This is a genomic window from Apibacter sp. ESL0404 (assembly GCF_019469245.1).
Classification (GTDB): domain Bacteria; phylum Bacteroidota; class Bacteroidia; order Flavobacteriales; family Weeksellaceae; genus Apibacter.
The window spans coordinates 2,091,016-2,111,916 of record NZ_CP048267.1 but is presented as its reverse complement, the minus strand read 5'-3'; the positions used below and the strand labels follow the sequence as shown (position 1 = coordinate 2,111,916).

The 20,901-nt window shown below is 29.2% G+C and carries 21 protein-coding genes, 3 tRNA genes and 1 pseudogene; 12 read left to right on the top strand and 13 right to left on the bottom strand.

What is annotated here, in order from left to right:
* Nucleotides 1-106 precede the first annotated feature (106 nt).
* Nucleotides 107-1,780, top strand: a complete 1,674-nt coding sequence (gene rho, locus GYM72_RS09075; RefSeq protein WP_220264170.1) for a transcription termination factor Rho — start codon at nucleotides 107-109, stop codon at nucleotides 1,778-1,780.
* A gap of 145 nt (nucleotides 1,781-1,925) precedes the next feature.
* Here the strand turns inward: rho and GYM72_RS09070 are convergent, their stop codons facing one another.
* The 3 genes from GYM72_RS09070 to GYM72_RS09060 all read right to left on the bottom strand — a co-directional run bounded on the left by GYM72_RS09070 (nucleotide 1,926) and on the right by GYM72_RS09060 (nucleotide 4,473).
* Nucleotides 1,926-2,498 (bottom strand): DUF2892 domain-containing protein, encoded by a 573-nt coding sequence (locus tag GYM72_RS09070; RefSeq protein ID WP_160566377.1) that lies wholly within the window; start codon nucleotides 2,496-2,498, stop codon nucleotides 1,926-1,928.
* Between the two features lie 131 nt (nucleotides 2,499-2,629).
* Complete coding sequence (gene era / locus GYM72_RS09065) at nucleotides 2,630-3,520, bottom strand: GTPase Era (RefSeq protein WP_220264169.1); 891 nt, start codon at nucleotides 3,518-3,520, stop codon at nucleotides 2,630-2,632.
* Between the two features lie 29 nt (nucleotides 3,521-3,549).
* Nucleotides 3,550-4,473 (bottom strand): N-acetylmuramoyl-L-alanine amidase, encoded by a 924-nt coding sequence (locus tag GYM72_RS09060; RefSeq protein ID WP_220264168.1) that lies wholly within the window; start codon nucleotides 4,471-4,473, stop codon nucleotides 3,550-3,552.
* Nucleotides 4,474-4,608: 135 nt separating this feature from the next.
* Between GYM72_RS09060 and GYM72_RS09055 the strand changes: the two genes are divergently transcribed.
* From GYM72_RS09055 to GYM72_RS09020, 8 genes are all read left to right on the top strand, one after another.
* Nucleotides 4,609-4,693: transfer RNA gene (locus tag GYM72_RS09055), tRNA-Ser, on the top strand.
* A gap of 21 nt (nucleotides 4,694-4,714) precedes the next feature.
* Nucleotides 4,715-4,787: transfer RNA gene (locus tag GYM72_RS09050), tRNA-Pro, on the top strand.
* Nucleotides 4,788-4,805: 18 nt separating this feature from the next.
* Nucleotides 4,806-4,879 (top strand) — tRNA-Arg (locus GYM72_RS09045).
* Nucleotides 4,880-5,018: 139 nt separating this feature from the next.
* A complete protein-coding gene (locus tag GYM72_RS09040) occupies nucleotides 5,019-5,222 on the top strand; it encodes a hypothetical protein (RefSeq protein WP_220264167.1) in 204 nt (67 codons plus the stop codon).
* Nucleotides 5,223-5,540: 318 nt separating this feature from the next.
* Complete coding sequence (locus GYM72_RS09035; protein WP_220264166.1) at nucleotides 5,541-5,927, top strand: hypothetical protein; 387 nt, start codon at nucleotides 5,541-5,543, stop codon at nucleotides 5,925-5,927.
* A 133-nt stretch (nucleotides 5,928-6,060) separates the two neighbouring features.
* Nucleotides 6,061-6,264: an excisionase family DNA-binding protein gene (locus GYM72_RS09030; protein WP_369682265.1), complete on the top strand. Its 204-nt coding sequence runs from the start codon at nucleotides 6,061-6,063 to the stop codon at nucleotides 6,262-6,264.
* 88 nt (nucleotides 6,265-6,352) lie between these two features.
* Entirely contained in the window at nucleotides 6,353-7,177 is an 825-nt protein-coding gene (locus GYM72_RS09025; RefSeq protein ID WP_220264164.1) for a hypothetical protein, read from the top strand.
* Between the two features lie 6 nt (nucleotides 7,178-7,183).
* Entirely contained in the window at nucleotides 7,184-7,720 is a 537-nt protein-coding gene (locus tag GYM72_RS09020; protein WP_220264163.1) for a hypothetical protein, read from the top strand.
* A 155-nt stretch (nucleotides 7,721-7,875) separates the two neighbouring features.
* On the opposite strand, the gene GYM72_RS09015 is transcribed toward GYM72_RS09020, so the two are convergent.
* Both GYM72_RS09015 and GYM72_RS09010 read right to left on the bottom strand, forming a co-directional pair.
* A complete protein-coding gene (locus GYM72_RS09015) occupies nucleotides 7,876-8,214 on the bottom strand; it encodes a hypothetical protein (RefSeq protein WP_220264162.1) in 339 nt (112 codons plus the stop codon).
* Between the two features lie 66 nt (nucleotides 8,215-8,280).
* Complete coding sequence (locus tag GYM72_RS09010; protein ID WP_220264161.1) at nucleotides 8,281-8,970, bottom strand: hypothetical protein; 690 nt, start codon at nucleotides 8,968-8,970, stop codon at nucleotides 8,281-8,283.
* Nucleotides 8,971-9,065: 95 nt separating this feature from the next.
* Between GYM72_RS09010 and GYM72_RS09005 the strand changes: the two genes are divergently transcribed.
* Nucleotides 9,066-9,299, top strand: a complete 234-nt coding sequence (locus tag GYM72_RS09005; RefSeq protein WP_220264160.1) for a helix-turn-helix domain-containing protein — start codon at nucleotides 9,066-9,068, stop codon at nucleotides 9,297-9,299.
* A 471-nt stretch (nucleotides 9,300-9,770) separates the two neighbouring features.
* Here the strand turns inward: GYM72_RS09005 and GYM72_RS09000 are convergent, their stop codons facing one another.
* The 7 genes from GYM72_RS09000 to GYM72_RS08970 form a co-directional block, all read right to left on the bottom strand.
* Nucleotides 9,771-10,208, bottom strand: coding sequence for a JAB domain-containing protein (locus tag GYM72_RS09000; protein WP_220264159.1), 438 nt, complete (start codon nucleotides 10,206-10,208; stop codon nucleotides 9,771-9,773).
* An 86-nt stretch (nucleotides 10,209-10,294) separates the two neighbouring features.
* Nucleotides 10,295-10,705 carry a hypothetical protein gene (locus GYM72_RS08995; RefSeq protein WP_220264158.1) on the bottom strand — a complete coding sequence of 137 codons (411 nt, stop codon included), beginning with the start codon at nucleotides 10,703-10,705 and terminating at the stop codon, nucleotides 10,295-10,297.
* A gap of 323 nt (nucleotides 10,706-11,028) precedes the next feature.
* Complete coding sequence (locus tag GYM72_RS08990; RefSeq protein ID WP_220264157.1) at nucleotides 11,029-11,685, bottom strand: hypothetical protein; 657 nt, start codon at nucleotides 11,683-11,685, stop codon at nucleotides 11,029-11,031.
* Between the two features lie 232 nt (nucleotides 11,686-11,917).
* A complete protein-coding gene (locus GYM72_RS08985) occupies nucleotides 11,918-12,514 on the bottom strand; it encodes a hypothetical protein (protein WP_220264156.1) in 597 nt (198 codons plus the stop codon).
* Nucleotides 12,511-14,148, bottom strand: coding sequence for a hypothetical protein (locus GYM72_RS08980; protein ID WP_220264155.1), 1,638 nt, complete (start codon nucleotides 14,146-14,148; stop codon nucleotides 12,511-12,513). Before GYM72_RS08980 ends, GYM72_RS08985 begins: the two co-directional genes overlap by 4 nt.
* A gap of 4 nt (nucleotides 14,149-14,152) precedes the next feature.
* Nucleotides 14,153-14,650, bottom strand: a complete 498-nt coding sequence (locus tag GYM72_RS08975; RefSeq protein WP_220264154.1) for a DUF4280 domain-containing protein — start codon at nucleotides 14,648-14,650, stop codon at nucleotides 14,153-14,155.
* Nucleotides 14,651-14,667: 17 nt separating this feature from the next.
* Entirely contained in the window at nucleotides 14,668-15,759 is a 1,092-nt protein-coding gene (locus tag GYM72_RS08970) for a LysM domain-containing protein (RefSeq protein ID WP_220264153.1), read from the bottom strand.
* A 313-nt stretch (nucleotides 15,760-16,072) separates the two neighbouring features.
* Between GYM72_RS08970 and GYM72_RS08965 the strand changes: the two genes are divergently transcribed.
* Together GYM72_RS08965 and GYM72_RS08960 are read left to right on the top strand one after the other, a co-directional pair.
* Nucleotides 16,073-19,168 carry an N-6 DNA methylase gene (locus GYM72_RS08965; RefSeq protein ID WP_220264152.1) on the top strand — a complete coding sequence of 1,032 codons (3,096 nt, stop codon included), beginning with the start codon at nucleotides 16,073-16,075 and terminating at the stop codon, nucleotides 19,166-19,168.
* A 4-nt stretch (nucleotides 19,169-19,172) separates the two neighbouring features.
* Nucleotides 19,173-19,802: a hypothetical protein gene (locus GYM72_RS08960; RefSeq protein ID WP_220264151.1), complete on the top strand. Its 630-nt coding sequence runs from the start codon at nucleotides 19,173-19,175 to the stop codon at nucleotides 19,800-19,802.
* Between the two features lie 19 nt (nucleotides 19,803-19,821).
* On the opposite strand, the pseudogene GYM72_RS08955 reads toward GYM72_RS08960, so the two are convergent.
* A pseudogene (locus GYM72_RS08955) lies at nucleotides 19,822-20,790 on the bottom strand (DUF3871 family protein).
* Nucleotides 20,791-20,901 lie beyond the last annotated feature (111 nt).

Genomic DNA, 20,901 nt, shown 5'->3' with positions numbered 1-20,901 from the left:
GTGCATTATTTTTCATAAAGTTACCACTTTATTCTTTTATAAAATAATCAAAATCAATATTTTACGTAATTTTCGAGTAATTTTAAAATCATACTAAACATAACTTATGTTTGAGGAACAAAAGCTTAAAGCAATGAAAGTGGCTGATTTGCAGTCTATTGCTAATGAATTAAAAATTAAAAGTTCAGGATTAAAAAAATCAGAATTAATTGAATTAATTTTAGCTCATCAAAACAAACAAACACACCACAATGAGTCGGGAAAATCAACCGATGAAGAGCCTATAGTAACGGAAAAAAGACAAAGAAAAAGAATACCTGCTAAACAACAGCAGAGAGATACTTTATTTTCTAAAGAAGAAGTGGTTGAAAATAAAAGTTCCCAAGATGATGACTCACTAATAGATGATGACGTTCAAAAAGAAGTTTCGGAAAATGATGAAGATTTTAAAATTGATATCCCGGTTTACAGAAAGCCGCAAGTTATATTAAGAAAAAGTGCAGATAGCACTCATTTTCAAAAAACTACAGTTTCTAAGGATGATAAAAAGCTTTTTGATGAAGAGCCTAAAACCAATTATCAAAGCCCGAAGAAAAACAATACTAAGGAATATGCTAACAGGCCGCATACCAATGGTAATAAATATCGTTCCTCCGATTATGAATTTGAGGGTATTATAAAAACAGAAGGAGTTTTAGAGATCACTCAGGACGGATATGGTTTTTTACGTTCTTCTGATTTTAATTACCTCTCATCTCCCGATGATGTATATGTTTCTCCTTCCCAAATTAAGCTTTTCGGACTTAAGACCGGAGATACTGTTACCGGAGAAGTTCGTCCACCGAAAGAAGGTGAAAAATTTTTCCCTTTAGTTAAGATTATCGAAATAAACGGGAGAGATCCTTTATTTGTTAGAGATCGAGTATCATTCGAGCATTTAACTCCCTTATTTCCTGAAGAAAAATTTAAATTAGCAGGTAAAGGAGCTACTTTGTCAACTCGTGTGGTAGATTTATTCTCACCTATTGGAAAAGGACAAAGAGGGATGATCGTTGCTCAACCTAAAACAGGTAAAACAATTTTACTGAAAGATATTGCCAATGTAATTTCCATAAATCATCCGGAAGTTTACATGATTGTATTATTGATTGACGAGCGTCCGGAAGAGGTAACCGACATGCAAAGAAGCGTCAAAGGAGAAGTAATTGCTTCAACTTTTGATGAATCAGCCGAAAAACATGTAAAAGTTGCCAATATTGTTCTGTCTAAAGCACAAAGAATGGTGGAATGTGGACACGATGTAGTAATATTGTTAGATTCCATTACCCGTTTGGCACGTGCTTATAATACGGTTTCACCGGCATCCGGTAAAGTACTTTCCGGAGGGGTGGATGCCAATGCACTTCATAAACCTAAACGTTTCTTTGGAGCAGCAAGAAATATTGAAGGAGGAGGTTCTCTTACCATTATTGCAACGGCATTAATAGATACCGGATCTAAAATGGATGAGGTAATTTTTGAAGAATTTAAAGGTACCGGTAATATGGAGCTTCAACTGGATAGAAAAATTGCTAATAAACGTATTTATCCGGCTATTGATTTGGTTTCGTCTTCTACCCGTCGTGACGATTTATTATTAGATCCGGTTTCTCAACAAAGAATGTGGATATTAAGGAATCATTTAGCAGATATGAACCCATTGGAAGCTATGGAGTTCTTAAAAATGAGATTAGACCGATCTCTTTCCAATGAAGAATTCTTATTAACGATGAATCAATAAAAATAGCTAATAAAAAATATAAAATATAGAAGATAAAAAGGCTGTTAATTTAACAGCCTTTTTTATTAATAAAAATCTAAAACTAGGATAGTTATATTTGAAATTTGAAAAAGTTTTTTATATAACAAATATAAGCTAAAATTAATTATTTCATAAATTTAGAACGACTTCTCATTTGAGGGTTGATCATATTGCTTCTCGAAACATTTACTCTTTTCATTTGTTCTTTCATCATTTTAATTTGATCTCCCAGCATGTTGGAAGTATCTAATTTTTTAGCTTCACTTAAAAAACGTTCTGCCTCATTTTTATTGCCTCTCATCATAGCTCCTGCCGCCAAATTTAGTGTAGCCAATGCGCGATCGTGTTTAAAGCTTAAACCGTAATCCAAAGCTGTTTTCATATACGATTCGGCCTTAGCAGCATTGCCTTGAGCCTCAGTAATCCCCATAAGATAGTTATAATATCCGTATTGTTTTCTTACTAATTGACTTTTCACATTAGTAATTTTGTCCAACCAGGAACGAGCACCTACAAGATCTTGTTTTCTCAGTTTCCAAAAAGCCAATAAAATATATTCGTTTCTGAAAAATAATAAAATAGGCACGGCAGAAAGAATAACCAATAGAATTCCTAATCCTATTTGACGATTAAACATCAGATAAATGCCCAATCCGATTATGAGGGCTGCAATAACAAGTTTTATATATTTATTCATGGTAAAGTCTTCAAATTTCGACAAAGGTAACAATAAGTGTTGAAAAAATAAGGATTAATAAGAAGGTGAAAAGTACTTTTAATGAAAATAGCACAAAAAAATAAGTTAACCTATCAACCAGTTATTTAATCTTATTTATTTGTATATCCGAAATTTTTTAAATCCCGATCATTGGATCTCCAATCTTTTTTTACTTTGACATAAAGGTTGAGGAAAATCTTTTTATTAAAAAATTTTTCTAAGTCTAGCCGAGCTTCCGTCCCTACCTTTTGAATTTTTTGTCCTTTATGACCGATAAGAATGCCTTTTTGTGTATTTCTTTCTACATAAATAGTCGATTCAATACGGATAATATGATCTTCTTCTTTAAAGCTTTCGGTAACGACTTCTACAGAATAAGGAATCTCTTTTTGATAATTGAGCAATATTTTTTCCCGAACGGTCTCATTCACAAAAAAACGTTCCGATAAGGTGGTAAATTGTTCTTTATCATAATAAGGAGGCATTTCCGGCAATAAGCTTTTAATTTTTGGAAGAATTAATTCGGTATTGAGAGAATGTAAGGCAGATATAGGAAGAATTTCTGCATTTGGTAATTGGTTATGCCAAAATGCAACGCTTTCTGAAATAGTTGAAGCATCTTTAGCTTTATCAACTTTATTTAGTAATACAATAACAGGTATTTTTGCCGAATTTAATTTTTTAACTAAAAATTCAGAAGGATTTTTTTCTTCGCCAAATTCTGTGATAAATAAAATCAAATCAGCATCTTCAAAAGACTCTTTTACAAAATCATTCATTTTTTCCTGCAACTCATAAGCAGGATTTTGTATGATTCCGGGGGTGTCGGAAAATATAATTTGTGTATTTTCATCGTTCCAAATTCCATATACTCGATGACGGGTAGTTTGTACTTTTGGAGTTACAATAGATAGCTTTTCTCCTATTAATTGATTTATCAAAGTGGATTTTCCTACATTGGGTTTACCTACAATGCTGACAAATCCTGATTGGTGTGACATGAAATTAATTTTTTGATAAAATTATAAAGTTATTTAGTATTGGAACGATATTTTTTATTCAAGGCTTGTAAAATAGCCCAAGTTTCAGCATCTACATTGCCATCAGCCTTTTCAGGTCTGAAATGCCATTGAAATGCACGGATAGTTAGAAATGTATTTTTGTCCCATTCTCCGGTTAAATCTATTTTATAACCGTATTTTTTAAGTGCTTTCTGAAATTCCAATGGAGAACTGTAAGGGTAGGTATCCGGAATATATTGTGTCAAATAATACTCTTTGTCATACTCCTCATACCAAGCTCCAATTCCATACTGAGTATATAACTCTTTCCAAGGAAACATAGGCCCGGGATCTTGTTTTCTTAACGGGGCTATGTCACTGTGCCCCACAACATTCACAGGGTCAATCTCGTAACGATTAATAATGTTCTTGGATAAAGTCGCAACTTTCTTAATCTGATATTTTGGAAAATAAGTAAATACCAAAGAATCTTTTATTTTGGTATATCCTTTATTTACGATTTCAATACCTACGGAAGTATCATTTAAATTTTCTGTACCGTTCCATGAGCTCACTCCCGCATGCCAGGCTCTTTTGTCCTCACTAACTAAGATATCAATGGTATCGTTCGGCTGGTCTGTGATTAAATAATGAGCGCTGACTTGCCCTTTTTTAGCCAATATCTTAACAGAGGTTGGATAATCTGAAACTGTATAGTGTAAGACTAAAAATTTAATTCTTTCATTAAATGCGACGGAAGGGAAATTTTTTTGAGAAATAACATATTCCGGAAGGTTGGCTTGGGTAATAATATGATATTTAGGATTAGCATGGGTTATATATACAGTATCTCTAATAACCTTGCTATCAACGATAATCTTTTTTTGTGATCCACAGCTTACTAAGAAGAAGAGTGTACAGCACAAAATGTTGAATTTTATTATTTGTATCATTTATTTTATTATATAATAACAAAGTTAAAAAACAGTAAAATAATTATAAGTCAAAAATTTTAAAAAAATACTTGCATATGTAAAATCTTACATTTACTTTTGCACTCCAAATTAGTTGGAATTCAGACTAAATTTGGAGAGTTGCCGGAGTGGTTAACGGAGCAGTTTGCTAAACTGTCGACAGGAAACTGTCGCGTGGGTTCGAATCCCACACTCTCCGCATTAACACACAAGGTATATTCGGGGTGTAGCGCAGGTGGTAGCGCATCTGGTTTGGGACCAGAGGGTCGCAGGTTCGAGTCCTGTCACCCCGACTTGATAAATCAGAAAGGGGTCGCGTAGCTCAGCTGGATAGAGCATCTGCCTTCTAAGCAGACGGTCAAAGGTTCGAATCCTTTCGCGATCACAATATAACTATAAAGACTTTCAATTTTTTGAAAGTCTTTTTTATTTTCTACAAAGTAAAGCATAGGTACAACAATTTTATAAAAACTATTTTTCTTTTCTATACTTTCCTATTCTGTCTTTTTCTTAACTTTGGGTATATGGAAAGTACCATAGAACAACCAGTAGTGTTTTTTGAATCTTTTATTTTAAATGGAGGATTAGAACTTTTCAAAGAAAACTATATTCAGGATATTTTATCTAATTCAGGATATTATTTTACAGGGATAGACAATAGTGTGGGGGTAATCACTTTTTTAGATGTAGATAAAAAGGGAAATACTATTGAGCAATCTTACAGTTAAAGCAGAGAATTAGAAACTATTTTACATAAAGAGTTTATTCAGTCTAAACTTCTTATTAATAGAGCAGCTGTACAATTTAATTTTGCTTTAGAGCCAGATAAAGAATCAAATTACTTTCTATTAATTCAGAAGTCTATCCAATATATTTTAGATAGAGGAAAAAAACAAATAGAAAAATTTACTGTTATATTAAAACCACTTAAGGGTATTATAGATTATTGTAATAATAAATATTTAAAAGGGAATAAGTTAATTATTAATATTCCTCATTTAGAATTCTCAACAAATAATAGACAAGCAGTCCCTAATACTAATACTATGTTTGATATTTTAGGTTATTTACAAGGAGAAAATGATAAGAAGGAGAAAATAATGTCTAATGGACAGTATGACTTAATAATTACCCATGTACAATCCTATATTAAAACTAATCAGATACCCGAAATTCCTGTAAAAATAGAACCTCTTAATATTTCTAAAAATTTACTATGTTTTACTTTTTACGTTCTTCATCAAAAAATATGTCCTACTTTTCCTAAAAATGAATTTGTATGTTTTCTAAAGAATCTATTTAAAGAATTTGAAGCAGGAAAAATAGATACTCTCTTCAAAAAATTTGCTTCTACAGATAAAGTTACTATTTATGGAGTAAAATTTATTCCTGAAATCATTAAAAAAGAAGTGAGAAATAAAAGAGAGAAATAAGTATCACTACTTTTTTTTATTATCACCCCTAATCCTCCCTTAATCACCCTTTTTCTACTTTCATAACTCCCTGGAAATTTGTCCCAGAAAGAATAGGGCTAATCTATTCTCTTAAAAAATTAAATTTATTTTAATGATGGAAGAAAAAATATTCCGGGAAATTAAAGAACTGAAAGACCAAATAGAGTCTTTAAGTCTCTCCACAAAAGAGATTTTAACTTTGGAGGAGGCAGTTATCTACTTGCAAGTAAGCAAGTCTTATCTCTACAAACTTACATTTAAGAAGGAGATCCCTTTTTATAAGCCTTCGGGAAAACTGATTTATTTCAAAAGGTAGGATTTAGTGAATTGGATTCTGAACAATAAGCAGATGTATAATCAAGAAGTAGAAAATGACATATTTAATTCTTTAAAAAGAGGTAGGAATGGAAAATAAAGTGGAGGATGTTCAATTTTGGATTGAGATAGAAGATGAAAAGGGAAACATAACTATTATTATTGAAAAATCAAAATTTATTGAATTTTTAGAAAAACGAAACTATAGAAAATTGGTTCAAAACAAAGATTTTCAATTGATTAAAATTACTGAAAGTTCAATTATAGCAATTGTAAAAGAGCACACCATAAGGGAGGAGGTAAAGAAACATTTGTATGAAATAGATAAACAGATTGTCTGGGAAGAGTTTTTACGGTCAGATTATTTATCAAAAAAATTTATTGAAGGTATAGACAGTATAACAATCGATTTTGATTATGGAACACGAGATATAGCTGTTTTCTTTTATAATAATGGTGTATTGAATGTAACAGCTAATAATATCCATATAATTCCCTATGCAGATTATAAAGGATATGTATGGGAAGATCAAATATTGAAAAGAGATTTTATTTCCCAAGGATTTGAGGATTGTGAATTTAAACAATTTTGCTGGAATGTTGCGGGTCAAAAAGAAGATAGAATTATACCATTAGAGACTATAATATGGTATTTATTGCATACTGATAAAGACCCTGCCTTTACTAAAGCTATTATTTTGATAGATGAGATTATTGATTTGGAAAATAATAAATCAGAAGGAGGAACAGGAAAAAGTTTAATTGCTGGATCTATAGGGGAAATTATACCCACTCTGAGAAAGAATGAAAAACTGTTAAAAACAAATGATAGATTTTTTTTCTCGGATGTAGACCCTCAAGATAAGTTAGTTGTGTTTGATGATGTGATGAGGGATTTTGATTTTGAATCTTAATATTCTATGATTACAGGGGATATGCCTATTGAAAAGAAATATAAAAATCCTGTAGTAATTGATTTTAAAGATGTTCCTAAGGTAATGATTACTTCAAATTATGTAGTGAGTGGTACTGGAGGTAATTCAGAAGCCAGAAGAAAGGTAGTGTTTGAAGTAAATTCTTATTATAGGAGAAATCCTTCAATTATAGAAGAATTTGGGCATAGGTTTTTTGATGATTGGGATAGAGAAGAATGGTTGAAATTTGATAATTATATGATGTTCTGTGTACAACAATTTTTAACTTATAATCTTATTGAAGCTCCTTCAATAAATGAGAGTAAAAACAGATTAATAAAGGAAACCGATACCGATTTTGTATATTTTATGGATACTATTTTGGAAAACTCGAAGGACTATGAAGGAGAGTCTAAAGACACTATGTTAAGATTCAACAAAAGTATTATTCTTCAAAAATTCAAGGATGAGAACCTCGAAAAGGAAGAATTGATTTCTCCTAACAAATCTAAAAAATGGATTGATATTTATGCCGAGAATTAGAACATTACAACAGAACATCAAAAAAGTGACGGAAAAGCCTATGTTATTTTTCATAATGTTGTGAATATAAAATAATTATAAAGTAGATTACGTGATTTATTAAATAAGTGCCAAAGTGCCATTTTTTTTGGAAACTAATTTTAGCGGCTCAGATTTTAGAGCCGCTTTTTATTTACAATAGGCAATAGAGAATGATAAATCTGATAATTAATTTTAGATTCTGACTTATAGAAGTATTGATTGATTTTAATATAATCAGATAAGAATATCTTATCTATTTTTAATATATCTGATTCTTTAAACTCCAAAATTACAGCAATTAAAATATCCCAATAGAATATAAGTTCTATACCAATAGGTTTAACATCAAAAACTACTATTTTATTAGTATAAATATAACTATCATACCCTCTTATCCTGTCATTAATTGGCTCTAAATCAAATTCCCAGTTTTCATATTCCATTCCTAACTGAAAAGGTGTATCTGTTTTCATATTATTAATTTTTGGGTATAAAAAAACCACCTACTTTTAGGTGGTTATAATTAAATGTTTATTGTTTTAAAAGGAAACAAACCAACCCGCCCATAAATAACCTATTATATCTCTAGATTTCACTTTATAAAATTTATTATTATATTTTTCTAATATAATTACTGAATTATTTATTGTCTGTCCTATTATTTTTTCTCCTTCTCCCATTGAAGGTTTATCATTTATTGGGCTGAAGGAATAAACTTTTTGAATCCCTGTAAAATTTTTTGAATAAGAAGGATATTCTTTATATTTAACTTCTTTAGGTTTATATCCTTCAGAATTTACTTTTGTTTCTTTTTTGGATATTTCACTGTTTACATTGATATATTTTTCATTCTCAATTTGTTGTTGTTTAAGAGCTAATATCTTTAGTATTAAATCATAATTTGGTTGATAAATAAAATCATCTAAAAATTTAGGCTCTGTTGTTTCATATCTTTTTCTATCATGATTACTTTGCTTATTTTGAGATTCTGACTTCTGTTTGGCTAAACCATCAGTAAATCCTCTTTTATGACCATCTTGATAATTATCTAAACTTTCCTCAATTTTTGGAATTGGTGGTATGGGAGATATAGGTTTTATACAACCAATTCCTTTGTCATAACAATAACCTTCACCATAACCAATATTATAACCTCTTGAAAAATCTGATTGTGCATTTACAGATAAAACACAAAAAATCGCTATTAATACTATAATTAATTTTTTCATAACTAAATATTTTTAGATTATTATTTAATATTGCCATATATGGCATTAATTTTTACAAAGATAAAGATTTACTTGACTTGTCAAATATGTCAAGTATGGAAAAACTGGAATTACTTAAAACTGTAGGTAGAAAAATTAAAGAAATAAGGGAATCCAAAGGATTAACCCAAGTAGATTTAGTAGGAAAAATAGAAGGCGAAATCGATACTACTAATATTTCCAGAATAGAGTCAGGAAGAACTAATCCTACTATTTTCACTTTATATAGAATAGCTATTGCTTTGGAAGTTTCATTAAAAGAATTATTGGATATAGAAGAATTGAACTAAAAGAGCTATTAATTATAATCTGTAATTTTTTAAAGTTTTTGATTTAGTTATAAATTAGGATGTGAACTCTTTTCCTGTTCATATGTAATTATTAAAATATTTTTATCTATAAAAGACAATATTTTATTCTATAATTATTTATTACCAGTACTGGCGTAGAATATATTATTTCTCCACTTTTTTATTGTTTCTATCCAAAGAGATGTTAAAAACTTATTCTTTAATTCCATTACTCAGATTTTCCAATTTCTATTATATAAAAAAGGAAAAATTGAGCAGGACTTTTTAAATAATAGTATCCGAATTCTACTTTGTTATATTATATATATCACAGTAAAATTTGTATAATAGTATATTTTCCAACCTTACTGGTAATAAATAATAGGTAGGAAAATCCTTTTTTACTTATATATAGTATTTGAAAATTACAATTTTTCTTAATAATGACTCTACAGTAGATTTCTGATTCTTTTACAAGAAAAATCCCTTATCTGCAAAGCTGAAATAAGTTTCTTTGGTTATTACCAAATGGTCTACAAAAATTAAATCTAATAGCTTACAAGCCTGTTGTATTCTTTCTGTCAAATCCCAATCACTTTTAGAAGGATTTGGATTAGAACTCAGATGATTATGTATAACCACAATAGCAGAAGCATTCGCTTTTAGAGCTACACTCAATATAATTCTTATATCTACTAAACAGGCAGAAATTCCTCCTTTAGCTAAACTGTAATATCCTAATACTATATTGTTTCTATTCAAATACAGTACTTTTACTTCTTCCTGTAATTCAATATTTTTGTTGTTCCATATAGATATAGCTAATTCATAAAGTTGGTTACTGTTTTCTATTTTTATTTTCTCCGGGTTCTTATTAGTATAAGATACTTTGATTTCTGATACTTTCATATTCAATTACAAATAAAAAAACACAATCATTTCCTGTTCAGTATTCTATGATACTGTCAAATACAAAAAATGGATGTATTAAATTGTTAAACAAGTACTTCTTCATTTAGGGAAAAAGCATTATTTTTTGCTACTTCTCTCTGAGAATAAGAAGAATTTCTCTGTTGGATTATAGACTTATTTTGCGGTACTGGTGAATTGCTTTCAGGAACATAGGTATATCGATGAGTAAGGAATAAAACTTCTCCAGTATCTTTTACCGTATATTCATAAGGAGTACACTCCTGTTTTTCTATCATTCCTGGTATTTCTGAACCAATTAAGGATTGACAAGTTAATTCATCAAAAGTGCAGGACAAATAAGCCTTTTTAATGGTTGCATAATAATTTCCTGTTTTCTGGCTTAAGAGCATTTCTATTCCACCAGAAATTGCCAATACAAAGAAGGAAGTCCAATCTTCTTTGTTTCTTTCTTTAAAATTGATAATTGTTACCATTGATTTTGAGTTTTTGAGTTAAAAATTACTGCCAGAAATAAAGTATTCCTACTGAAAAATTACAGTTATCACCTTGAATTTAATTTACAGACTGGGAAAATTTGTTGATTATTAAACTGGTAGTGGGGAGTTTGTCCCTGAAAATTAGCGGGGGTCTTTCATACAGGGGGAGTCTTGAATTCACGAACCTTTTAAAAATTTTAAAGTCAGAAAAATTTTTAGGAAAAATTTATTTTAGAGTAAATTTTTAGATTATTTTAAAAATATGTCAACAATTATTTTGAATATGTTGGTAGGTATATATTGGTAAGATGAAAAAAGATTTACTTTATGATCCTTTCTAATATGTTACAAGCTAATTTACTTAATGGAGATTTTTGATCTTCTACAGGTTTTTCTTCAATTTTTCTTTTATGTAAAATGTATTGAAATGCCTGATGCCACCTAATTGAATCTTTATATCTATCTATTCTATCTCTATGATTTTGTCTCATATATATTAATATCAAGCCAACAATCATAAAAAATAAAACCAAAATACCATAGATAATACTGAGCATAAAATTTAAATTTTCAAGCTTTCGGCTTTCATCTTCTTTAGGAATTAAACCCTGTATAATAAACATTAGTAAAGGAAATATAATTGATACAACAAGCGAAGTACTTCCTATTAAATTGGAATAGTTGATTTTAGGTTTATCTTTAATCTCATATTCAATAACAGAAAGGAAGTATTGTATTTTCTCAGCAGGTGTATTTTTAAATTTCTCGTATAGCTCATCAAACCAATATTGTTTTAATATTGCATTATCCCAATCTATGCCTGAAATAGCTGTTAGATTTATTTTTAAAAATATGTTGGGTTTATACTTTGCAATTTTTCTCTTATTTTTAATATATTTTATTCTGCTGTTGTTATGTATATAGTTATATATGAAAAAATATAGTGAAAATATAAAGGTAGTTACCATTGTCAACATATAATTTTCAAACTCTAAGTATATGACTAAGAGTATAATTATTATAAAAATTATTAATACTGGTAATAAAAATAAAAGGGTATTTTTATTATCATTGTTTAACTTTTTCTCGCCTATAATTATTTTAAGAATTGAATTTTTAATTCTAAATTCTTGTAGTTCTTTAAACATACTAAATTACCCTATACTTTCAAAACTATTGTTTTATATTAATCAATGAAGTCTTTGACTGTTACAAAACTTCTACCTCAAACCATTCTCCATATTCATGGTATATCAGCTTCATTTTCTCCTGATTATTTTTATTGGATAAAATATAAGAATAGGTTTCCTTTTCTTTTTTAGCGTCATCTTCCTTTACATAATCCAGAAAATTCTGTACTGTATTTACTGTTAAAGTCCCAAAATCTGTAGTTAAATAGGTTTGATTATCCGTTTTTTTTGTAGTGAATTGAAATGGTGTATTTTCTAAAAAATTAACTTTTATTGATTTATTTTTAAAACTCTCTTTTTCTCTAAAAAAACTAAATCTTTGCAATCTTGTATCTAAAAAATTAAATATATTCCCTTCAAATTCCACCCTATTTTTATCTGTTAAAATCCATATCCATCTCTTTATATTTTCCTCAAAATGAAATAAATATTTTGTATTTTTCTCATTATCCTCAAAGTTATCAATTACATAAAATCTATCTGAATCATTACTTTCTTTTAAAAATTCAATTTTAGGGGTAGTATTTCTCTCATTTTTAACATCTATTGTATGATTATTTTTACAATTTATGAAGAGTAAAAAACAAGCTAAAATTATATAAAAATACTTTCTCATAAGGTAATATAATTAGTGTCCTGATAAATAATTTCACTTTCAAAAGGGTGGCAACCATAGTAATGCTGTAACCAGAAAAAAGCATTTAAATTTGGAGTATCTCCCTTAATATGTTTTTTAAAATAATTCTTGCCAAAATCTTTAATTCTTTTTATGGATTCCACAGGACTTGGCCAGTCTATATCACACTGGTTTATAAAATCCTGTAAACTTCCTCCATTAATATCTCCCCAGTCTGCTCCATACCAATCTCCAATGTACATCTTGGTTTTCACTTTATAGGTGTTGGGAAACTGTTCTTCTATTTCCAGGTCTACCTTTATGGTCTGAGTTCCTCCCATTAATCCATAATAATCATAACTATAAATATCAGATATAATACTGAAATTAGGTCTAAATTCTGAAAAATTTAATTCATTTAAGAAAATATTTCTTATTTCATCTCCATCCTTAGTTTCTATGGATTTTTCTTTCAGCATATATTTAATTACTTCCAGATAACTTTTAAAATATTCCTGAAAATAAGGGTACGAATGTAATTTTTGAGACAGCTTGCTGTTTTCATCAAAACTGAGCTTAGACAATCTGTCTGTATAAAAATTATCTACCACCTTGTTTTCTATATCATCATCATCAGAAAGTACCTGGCGTGTTCCTGCTGCATATTCATAAAACCATTTTATCCATTTCTTCCCATATCCTTTCAATATTTCTACATTCTGCCTTCCTGTGGCATTCAGATTGGCTTTCAGTTCTTCTTCTGTTACTTTGGTATTTATAGCTGAAAAATCCAGATTTCCTTTTTCATCCTGTTTTTGCAGTTTTCCCCATTTTTTAGTGCCTTTGTAATAAAAAACATATTTCTTTTTTCCTGGAAAATTCTTTTTGTCAGGAACAGAAACAGTAGTAGCAGTCTTGTTTTTAGGGATTTCTATCTTGGGAGTAAGAAATACTACTTTATCTTCCAGATGCAGGTAATTGGCATGATAATTTCGGTAACCGGAATCCAAAATATATTCCTTCTTTCCTTTGAGTTTTACCATAGCATAATAACTCCCTGTTTTCCTTTTTCCATACCAAAAGGAAGAATCCAAAATAGGTAAGGTTATTTCTCCATTAATTACCTGTGTATTATATTCTTTTACATGATTATAACTTTTATCATCTACATATTCCCGTATTTCCACAGTTACCTCTTCTCCATTCAATTCCCAGGTTACCATATGAAGGGTGAGTATATTCCCATAAGCTGCTGCGTCAGGCTTATTCTTGATGTTCTCTTCCTCAGCATTTTTCCTCCAGGAAGATTCCCGGATCAGTTTCTCTGACTGCGAAGCAATGAGTACTCCCTGTATGGTTACAGTACTTCTGACAGTAAGATATACCGTGGTTTTTCCTGCAAACTGGGAAGAGGTGGTTACTTTTACGTGAGCACCTTTTTTATATACATTCTGATATACAGGTTTGTTTTTCTGGTCAAACAAGCTCCAATAGATTCCTTCCTTACCCTGAGTAATAAAGTCATACGAGATTCCTGCTTTAAGAAATAAAACAGAAATTGAGAATTTGGTGTCTCCACTTACTTTCTTATAGGCACTTTTAGGCTCTGAACTTTTTTTATAGAGTAAAATCATAGTTTTATTCTAAGGTTATAAAAGTTTTAAGTTTTTGCTGATATTCCTCTGTTTCTTCCATATCCTGAATATCTATGAGAGGATTTAACTGGTTCTGGATTTTCCTGTCGGCATTTTTAAAGTTCTGAAAAGAGGGTTCTTCTTTTTGTCCATGATGGGTAATAGATATGCAAGGAGTTCCAGCTATAGCACAAACAGCTTTGCTGTCTTCCAGTAATACTTTTCTCTGATTGCTTAATGTAACCTTTTCATAAAACCCTATCCATTCTATAATGTTTACTTTACAGGGTGGAGGGGGACTTCCTAATTTAGTACAGCTTCCAAAGGAATTATTCCGTAAAGTAGAAGAACCAATTTCTTTAGTAGTAGCAATAGCTTTTTCTTTCCCTTCCGCATCATTGGCAAAATCATGAGCATGGGTTTTCACTAATAAAGTATCTGGTGTATTTCCAAACAGGCATGTACAGGTTGCCCCTTGCACTATAATATATTTTTCTGCCATCTTCTCTTTATTTTTAATTAGTCGAATAGAAATGATTTCCTGTTTGTATCCGGTTCAGAACTGGGACTTACTTCTGTTTTAGGTTCATGTATCTGAAAAGCCCTGATTTGCACTTTCTGTTCTTTTTCTAATAGTAGACTACATTCCAGAAATAAAGAATCTATTTTATAATGATTATAATCCAATACATACCAGGAGTTATATATACCTTCCAAAGAATTAGTTAAAGTTTCTTCTGAAAAGGAAGGATAATGATGTTCTTTCTCCAAATCAGTAGGGGTTCTTGTATCAGAAACAGCTCCTGTAAAAGAGAGCTTAATCTTCTGCTTTTCCTGCTGGTGTTCTATTCTGATTTCAACAGAATATTTTATAAAAGGTATGGAAGGAATTAGTGGGAAATATTTTTCTGAAACAGGATTTCCCTCTACTTTATAGTCCTGGTAAATTCCATTAAAGAAGGAATGTAAGAACCAGTCTTTTTTTACCTGCTCTACTAAATCTGTTTCCTTAGAGATAACAGATTCATTGAGCTGTATGAATTTTTCCAATTCTTTTCCTGCAAAATAGTCTCTGATTTCTTTTTTTAAAAGTTTCAATCTGCTTTTGATTTCAGAATAGTTATTAATCCCTAAAATCTTACCAGTACCATCCAATAATAATTCTAAGGGATAGAGTACAGAATTTAGCTTTTCTGCCAAAACTTCTGCCATTAAACCGGGTTCTTTATGATTGATTAAAAAATCTTCTTTAGTCAGTAAAACCAGGTTTCTTTTCAGCCATTGTATATAGGTGGTATAACTTAAAGAATTTTCTTTACTGCCTTCATAAGAAGTAACTGATACATGATAGGTAGTTTTTTGTAAGGAAGGATTCAAAATAAGGGAAAGGGAATTCTCTTTGTTTAACTCTGTTAAATTCTGGCTGGTAATTTCTGAAGCAGGGAGATAAAGGATTTCTTTAAGATGGGAAGGTAGTTTATTTGCAATAAGGTCATTTAGTTCACAATGGGTATTATGAAAATTCCTAAGCTCATAAGGAGTACTATCCAATCTCTTAGATATATTTTCTAATGTATCTCCTTTTTGGATTTTATAGGTTTTATGATTCATATTTATCCCTTATCTGATTCTGACAAAGATAGGATAAAATAAAATCCCAGCAAGAAAAAGATAAAAATATTGCCAAATATGGCATGTGTGTTATGGAATACAAGATATTATATACATATTCCCAAACCAAATATTTTGAAAATTTTATGTATTTTGAAAATTGTTTAAAAGAGGAAGAAATATCTTTCTTTAAGAGAGATTTGCTCATTCATTAACTTTTTAAAAATTTTAAAAGTATTTTTTTAAGAAATTATTTTACAACTGGGATTTTAGTTTTTTATTAAGTAGCTTTGTACTTTGGAAAGTATTTCTTATGAAGTTAAATCAATTATTAGAGAAACTAAATCTATCAGATAAAGATGGGCTATTTTTCTATGATGATTTACAAAATAAAAAAGCTGATTTTCTTTCAATTAGGTTAAAAGAAGTATTTTCTGAAAGTGTTAAGCCTGATGCTTTTTTCTGCGTAAACAATGAACCGTTAATTTTATTTTTTGAAAAAAAGAGAGATTTAAAGAGGTTAGAAAAGCAAATATGGAATCTTAATCAATCTCCTGCAATATTTATAAAAGAGGGAAATCAGTGGTTGATAAAGAACGGGTTCAAATTTTTAAAGTCTACTGAGAGATTAGAGGCTTTAACCCCCAATAAAAAAATTTCTGATTTTGAATATTTTGAGTTAATTACAGGGAAAAGTTGGGAGAAATACAAAAAGGATTTTGAACAGAAAAACAGAGTAGATTCTTATCTGCTTAAAAATATTGAAGATGCGAGGGGTGTACTAATAAAAACTGGTAGACTACATCCTAAAATAGCAAATTCTTTAATAGGTAGAGTTATTTTCATTAGATATTTGATTGATAGGAAAGTTGTGTTAAATAAATATGGAATTACTCAAAAAGAAGATTTTTACAAGATACTCTCTAAACAGGAAGAAACATATAAATTCTTTCAGCAAGTAAAAGACGATTTTAATGGAAATCTTTTTCCATTAGAATATGAAATAGATCAGCAAAAAATATTTGAAAAAGATAAAGTTGATGAGAATCACTTATCCATAATTATTAGTTTATTAAAAGGAGATAAAATACATAGTGATAGTAATATAGAAGCTTCTCTATTTGATATTTACGATTTTTCAATAATTCCCATTGAGTTTGTAAGTAATGTGTATGAAAAGTTTATTGGACTTGATAAACAGGCAGATAGTGGTGCATATTACACACCTTTATTTTTAGTGGATTATATTCAAAAAGAAACTGTATCTAAATATTTTAAAGAAAATCCAACAGAATACAATTGTAGAGTTTTAGACCCTGCTTGTGGTTCAGGAATATTTTTAGTTGAAACATTAAGACAAATCATTTATCAATATCACAAATTAAACCCTGTAAATGTAGAAGACGAAATAGAGTATAACAAATATAAAGAGAAGTTAAAATCATTACTAAAAAACAATATTTTTGGTATAGATAAAGATGAAAATGCAATTACAGTTGCTATATTTTCTCTTTATATAACTTTACTTGATAACCTAAAGCCTAAAAGTATAGTTGGTTTTAAATTTCCAGAATTAGAGGGTTCTAATTTCTTTAATAAAGATTTTTTTGACATAGATGATGAATTTAATACTATTCTAAGGAATCAACATTTTCAGTTTATTTTGGGAAATCCCCCTTGGAAAACTAAAGGACATCCTAAAGATAAACAACTATTTGAAAGATATATTGAAAATAGAAAAGTAACAGAAAATTCAACATTAGAAATAGTACATAGAGAAATTGCAGAGGCATTTTTAGTTAGAGTTTCCGATTTTAATTTTGATGAAACAGCTTTTATAGTTGTAAGTAAGATATTATACAAACTTGAAAAAAACGGAATATTTAGGAAGTATTTTTTAAATAAATTTCTTATCAGACAAATAGTAGAGTTATCTTCTGTAAGGTATCAGATATTTAATAAATCCAATGATATTGCTGTAGCACCAGCAACTATTCTATTTTATAGAAAAGAAGAAGAAGTAGAAAAATTGAGAGAAAACGTCATCAAACACATATCTCTTAAACCTAACATCTTTTTTGAGATTTTTAAACTAATGATTATTGAGAAATATGATGTTAAAGAAATATCTCAAAAGTTTTTTATAGAGGAGGATTGGATTTGGAAAGTTCTGGTATATGGAAACATTTTAGATTATTATTTCATTAAAAGATTAAAAAGTAATTACCCAACAATAGGCAAAATAATTTCTGATGAATCAAAATTCATTTTTGGGCAAGGATTAAAGTTTAAAGATGCTGACATAAAAATAGACACTACAAAATATTCAGACTATAAATTTATAGGTTCTTTAAAAAAGAAGTTGAATAAAAAAGGTGAATTGGTTGATGAACAAACTAATTATAGCAATTATCTAAAACCTTACTACATAGTTAATGAAAGTTTTGTAGATTGGGATTGCAGAGAGGTCGGCTATTTTCCAGAAAATAAAAAGATTTTTGAAGCTCCAAGCCTTTTAATTACAGGTGGTACAAGTAAGGATTTTAAAGCTGTAAGTTCTGTGTTGTACAACAATTCATTATTTAAAAGTTCTTTAACAGCAATAAAAGCATTAGATAATGAATATTTAAACTATTTAAAAACTTTTTCAGCTATTTTAAATTCTTCTTTTTTTAGTTACTACATTATTGCTACTGGTTCATCAACTGGAATTGAAAGAGAGGAAACTCACGATGAAGAAAAATGGAATGTTCCCTATCATGAAAATCAAAACTTAATAAATCTTTATGAATCTGTAGAGGCTCTTTCAAAAGACTATTATAGTGTAAATATGAAAAATGATTTTCTGAAAAATCAGTTAGATAACATGATAAAAAGTCTGAATTCAGAAGTAATTGAATTATTTGAGTTGTCCTATCAAGAGAAAAGTCTAATAGATTATACGAATACCATTATAATTCCTCTTTTGAAAGGAATAAAAGAAGAAAAAAATAAAGTTATTGATAGGGTTAGTTATGGAGATGAGATATTAGAAGAATATTCAAAAGTTTTCGTAGACCATTTTGGTAAACGATTTAATTATGATAGGCATTATTTTGAAGTAGAAATTTTGTGGTCAAAATATGTTATTATGACAAAATTTAAAATAATTCCTGAATATTCTAAAGAAAAAAAATGCATTTATTGGTCTGAAATTGAAGATAAACAACTTTTTGCAAACATTACAAAATTAGGAATTGAAGGATTAAGTGATAATTTATTTTTACAAAAAGATATTAAAGGGGTTGAAAAAGATTACTTTTATGTAGCAAAACCAAATCAATATAAATCTTGGCATCCTGCTTTGGCTTATTTAGACCTTTCTGAATTTATAGAAACCTTTCATAATTTTAATTCTAATCAGCTTTAAAAATATGAATATTCCTCAAGATAATATTTTTGTAAAAAAATATCAAGATAGAGACTTAAAGTATATTTTATCTTGTATATATGATTGTTATTTGGAAATATTACAATCAAATATAATTATCAACAATGATGAGAATGACATAAGAAATTTATTTATTTCTGATGAATATCTTGATAATCATTACATAAAAGAGAAATTAGGAATTGGACAATATAAATTTGATAAGGAAATACAGACAATAGATGGTAGGGTGGATATTCGTGTTTTAGATATGATTAAGACGATGAAAGGAGAGTATAAACCTTATTATTTGATTGAATGCAAAAGGATAGATGGTCTGAATTCTCATTATCAAACCAGTCTGAACAATAAATATGTAAATGATGGTATAAATAGGTTTATTACTGAAAAATATCCAACACATTTGGAAGCAAATGGTATGCTTGGTTTTGTGGTTAATAAGATTGATATTAAAGAAAATACAAGAAGAATAACTATTCTAAAAGATTATCAATTTATAGATAATTTTGACTTATCTTATATATCTGAACATACAACAATTACCAGTAATAAGAAAATTATATTATATCACTTGATGTTAGATTTCTCAAGTAAAATAAACTCCAGTCTTTAATTAAAGACTGGAGTTCTTCTCAACTCAAAAACCAATGATACTTAGAATTACCATTGATTGCCTTAACAATACCTTTGTTAAACTCAAAAGCATTTAAATTCCTTTCTAAAAAAGTATCAATATAACTGCTCTTATTAGCCTGGGTAAACAGATTGTAAACTGACCACAAAGATATATCACCAGTACCTTGTTTCCTACTGAAACTTTCATCACTATAATAATCTTTGGCTATGGTGTTAAATTGCCCATCATTAAAAGTTAATTCAGGGATTTCTGCTTTAAGTTTTTTAGGTAAATGCTGGTATAACCTTGCTCTACCTACCAAAGTAGCAAACTGATGTTCAGTAATGGAATATTGGATAAAATCTTTCATCTGTTTTAAATGGTTTTTTGCCTGATAATTTCGGATAACTTCCAAAATTTTGGTTTGCAGTTCCTGATAAGAGCTTACCCTCATTTCTGAAACAAAGCCATCAGAAGAAACACACATATTATAACAGACCAGATTCTAGAATCCAATAAAAAACTTAAATTTTTCAAAACTCTTTTTATTATACAGATTTTCCTGATTATAGGCTCTTACTCCTTCTATGGTTAAAGAAAGTTCATTTCCATTAATAACATCAGAAATACCAGTTATCCTGATAATAAAAGCCATTCTTTCATAATAGATGGTTTTCTCAAGGTCTAAAAGGTCTTTAACATTCTTATGTATAGCATCAGGAGTTCTTCCTTTAATCTGGTGAGATACCCGTATTTCTGGAGTCTCCATACTTTGATATAGGAAAGCTTTACTTGCACACTCTTGTGCTATTTCAATAAATTCCTGATGAGCTATGGTTTTTTCATTATCTTTTGAGAATACAGGAATAATGCAGTCATTTTTCAAATGATAGAGGTTTACCTCTTCTGTATTAGCTTCTATAAAAGGTTTGGATTGATGATTTTTAGATATAGAAGAAGCTACTGGTAGTACATCATTTCGCATAGTACCAGTAGCTTGATATATACTACTTTTATTATTTTCTATTTTTGAATCAAACAGAGAAGGAGAATTCTCTGAAGTTTTATTTACTGGTCTAAGGTCAAAAGCTTCTTC

Bases quoted from the DNA above. Each gene is read 5' to 3' on its own strand.
- era (WP_220264169.1), bottom strand. From the start codon at position 3,520: ATGTCACACCAATCAGGATTTGTCAGCATTGTAGGTAAACCCAATGTA.
- rho (WP_220264170.1), top strand. From the start codon at position 107: ATGTTTGAGGAACAAAAGCTTAAAGCAATGAAAGTGGCTGATTTGCAG.
- GYM72_RS09000 (WP_220264159.1), bottom strand. From the start codon at position 10,208: ATGAAAGTATCAGAAATCAAAGTATCTTATACTAATAAGAACCCGGAG.
- GYM72_RS08980 (WP_220264155.1), bottom strand. From the start codon at position 14,148: ATGATTTTACTCTATAAAAAAAGTTCAGAGCCTAAAAGTGCCTATAAG.
- GYM72_RS09040 (WP_220264167.1), top strand. From the start codon at position 5,019: ATGGAAAGTACCATAGAACAACCAGTAGTGTTTTTTGAATCTTTTATT.
- GYM72_RS09060 (WP_220264168.1), bottom strand. From the start codon at position 4,473: ATGATACAAATAATAAAATTCAACATTTTGTGCTGTACACTCTTCTTC.
- GYM72_RS09015 (WP_220264162.1), bottom strand. From the start codon at position 8,214: ATGAAAACAGATACACCTTTTCAGTTAGGAATGGAATATGAAAACTGG.
- GYM72_RS08975 (WP_220264154.1), bottom strand. From the start codon at position 14,650: ATGGCAGAAAAATATATTATAGTGCAAGGGGCAACCTGTACATGCCTG.
- GYM72_RS09030 (WP_369682265.1), top strand. From the start codon at position 6,061: ATGATGGAAGAAAAAATATTCCGGGAAATTAAAGAACTGAAAGACCAA.
- GYM72_RS08960 (WP_220264151.1), top strand. From the start codon at position 19,173: ATGAATATTCCTCAAGATAATATTTTTGTAAAAAAATATCAAGATAGA.
- GYM72_RS09035 (WP_220264166.1), top strand. From the start codon at position 5,541: ATGTTTGATATTTTAGGTTATTTACAAGGAGAAAATGATAAGAAGGAG.
- GYM72_RS08985 (WP_220264156.1), bottom strand. From the start codon at position 12,514: ATGAGAAAGTATTTTTATATAATTTTAGCTTGTTTTTTACTCTTCATA.
- GYM72_RS08990 (WP_220264157.1), bottom strand. From the start codon at position 11,685: ATGTTGACAATGGTAACTACCTTTATATTTTCACTATATTTTTTCATA.
- GYM72_RS09010 (WP_220264161.1), bottom strand. From the start codon at position 8,970: ATGAAAAAATTAATTATAGTATTAATAGCGATTTTTTGTGTTTTATCT.
- GYM72_RS08995 (WP_220264158.1), bottom strand. From the start codon at position 10,705: ATGGTAACAATTATCAATTTTAAAGAAAGAAACAAAGAAGATTGGACT.
- GYM72_RS09025 (WP_220264164.1), top strand. From the start codon at position 6,353: ATGGAAAATAAAGTGGAGGATGTTCAATTTTGGATTGAGATAGAAGAT.
- GYM72_RS09005 (WP_220264160.1), top strand. From the start codon at position 9,066: ATGGAAAAACTGGAATTACTTAAAACTGTAGGTAGAAAAATTAAAGAA.
- GYM72_RS08970 (WP_220264153.1), bottom strand. From the start codon at position 15,759: ATGAATCATAAAACCTATAAAATCCAAAAAGGAGATACATTAGAAAAT.
- GYM72_RS08965 (WP_220264152.1), top strand. From the start codon at position 16,073: ATGAAGTTAAATCAATTATTAGAGAAACTAAATCTATCAGATAAAGAT.
- GYM72_RS09020 (WP_220264163.1), top strand. From the start codon at position 7,184: ATGATTACAGGGGATATGCCTATTGAAAAGAAATATAAAAATCCTGTA.
- GYM72_RS09070 (WP_160566377.1), bottom strand. From the start codon at position 2,498: ATGAATAAATATATAAAACTTGTTATTGCAGCCCTCATAATCGGATTG.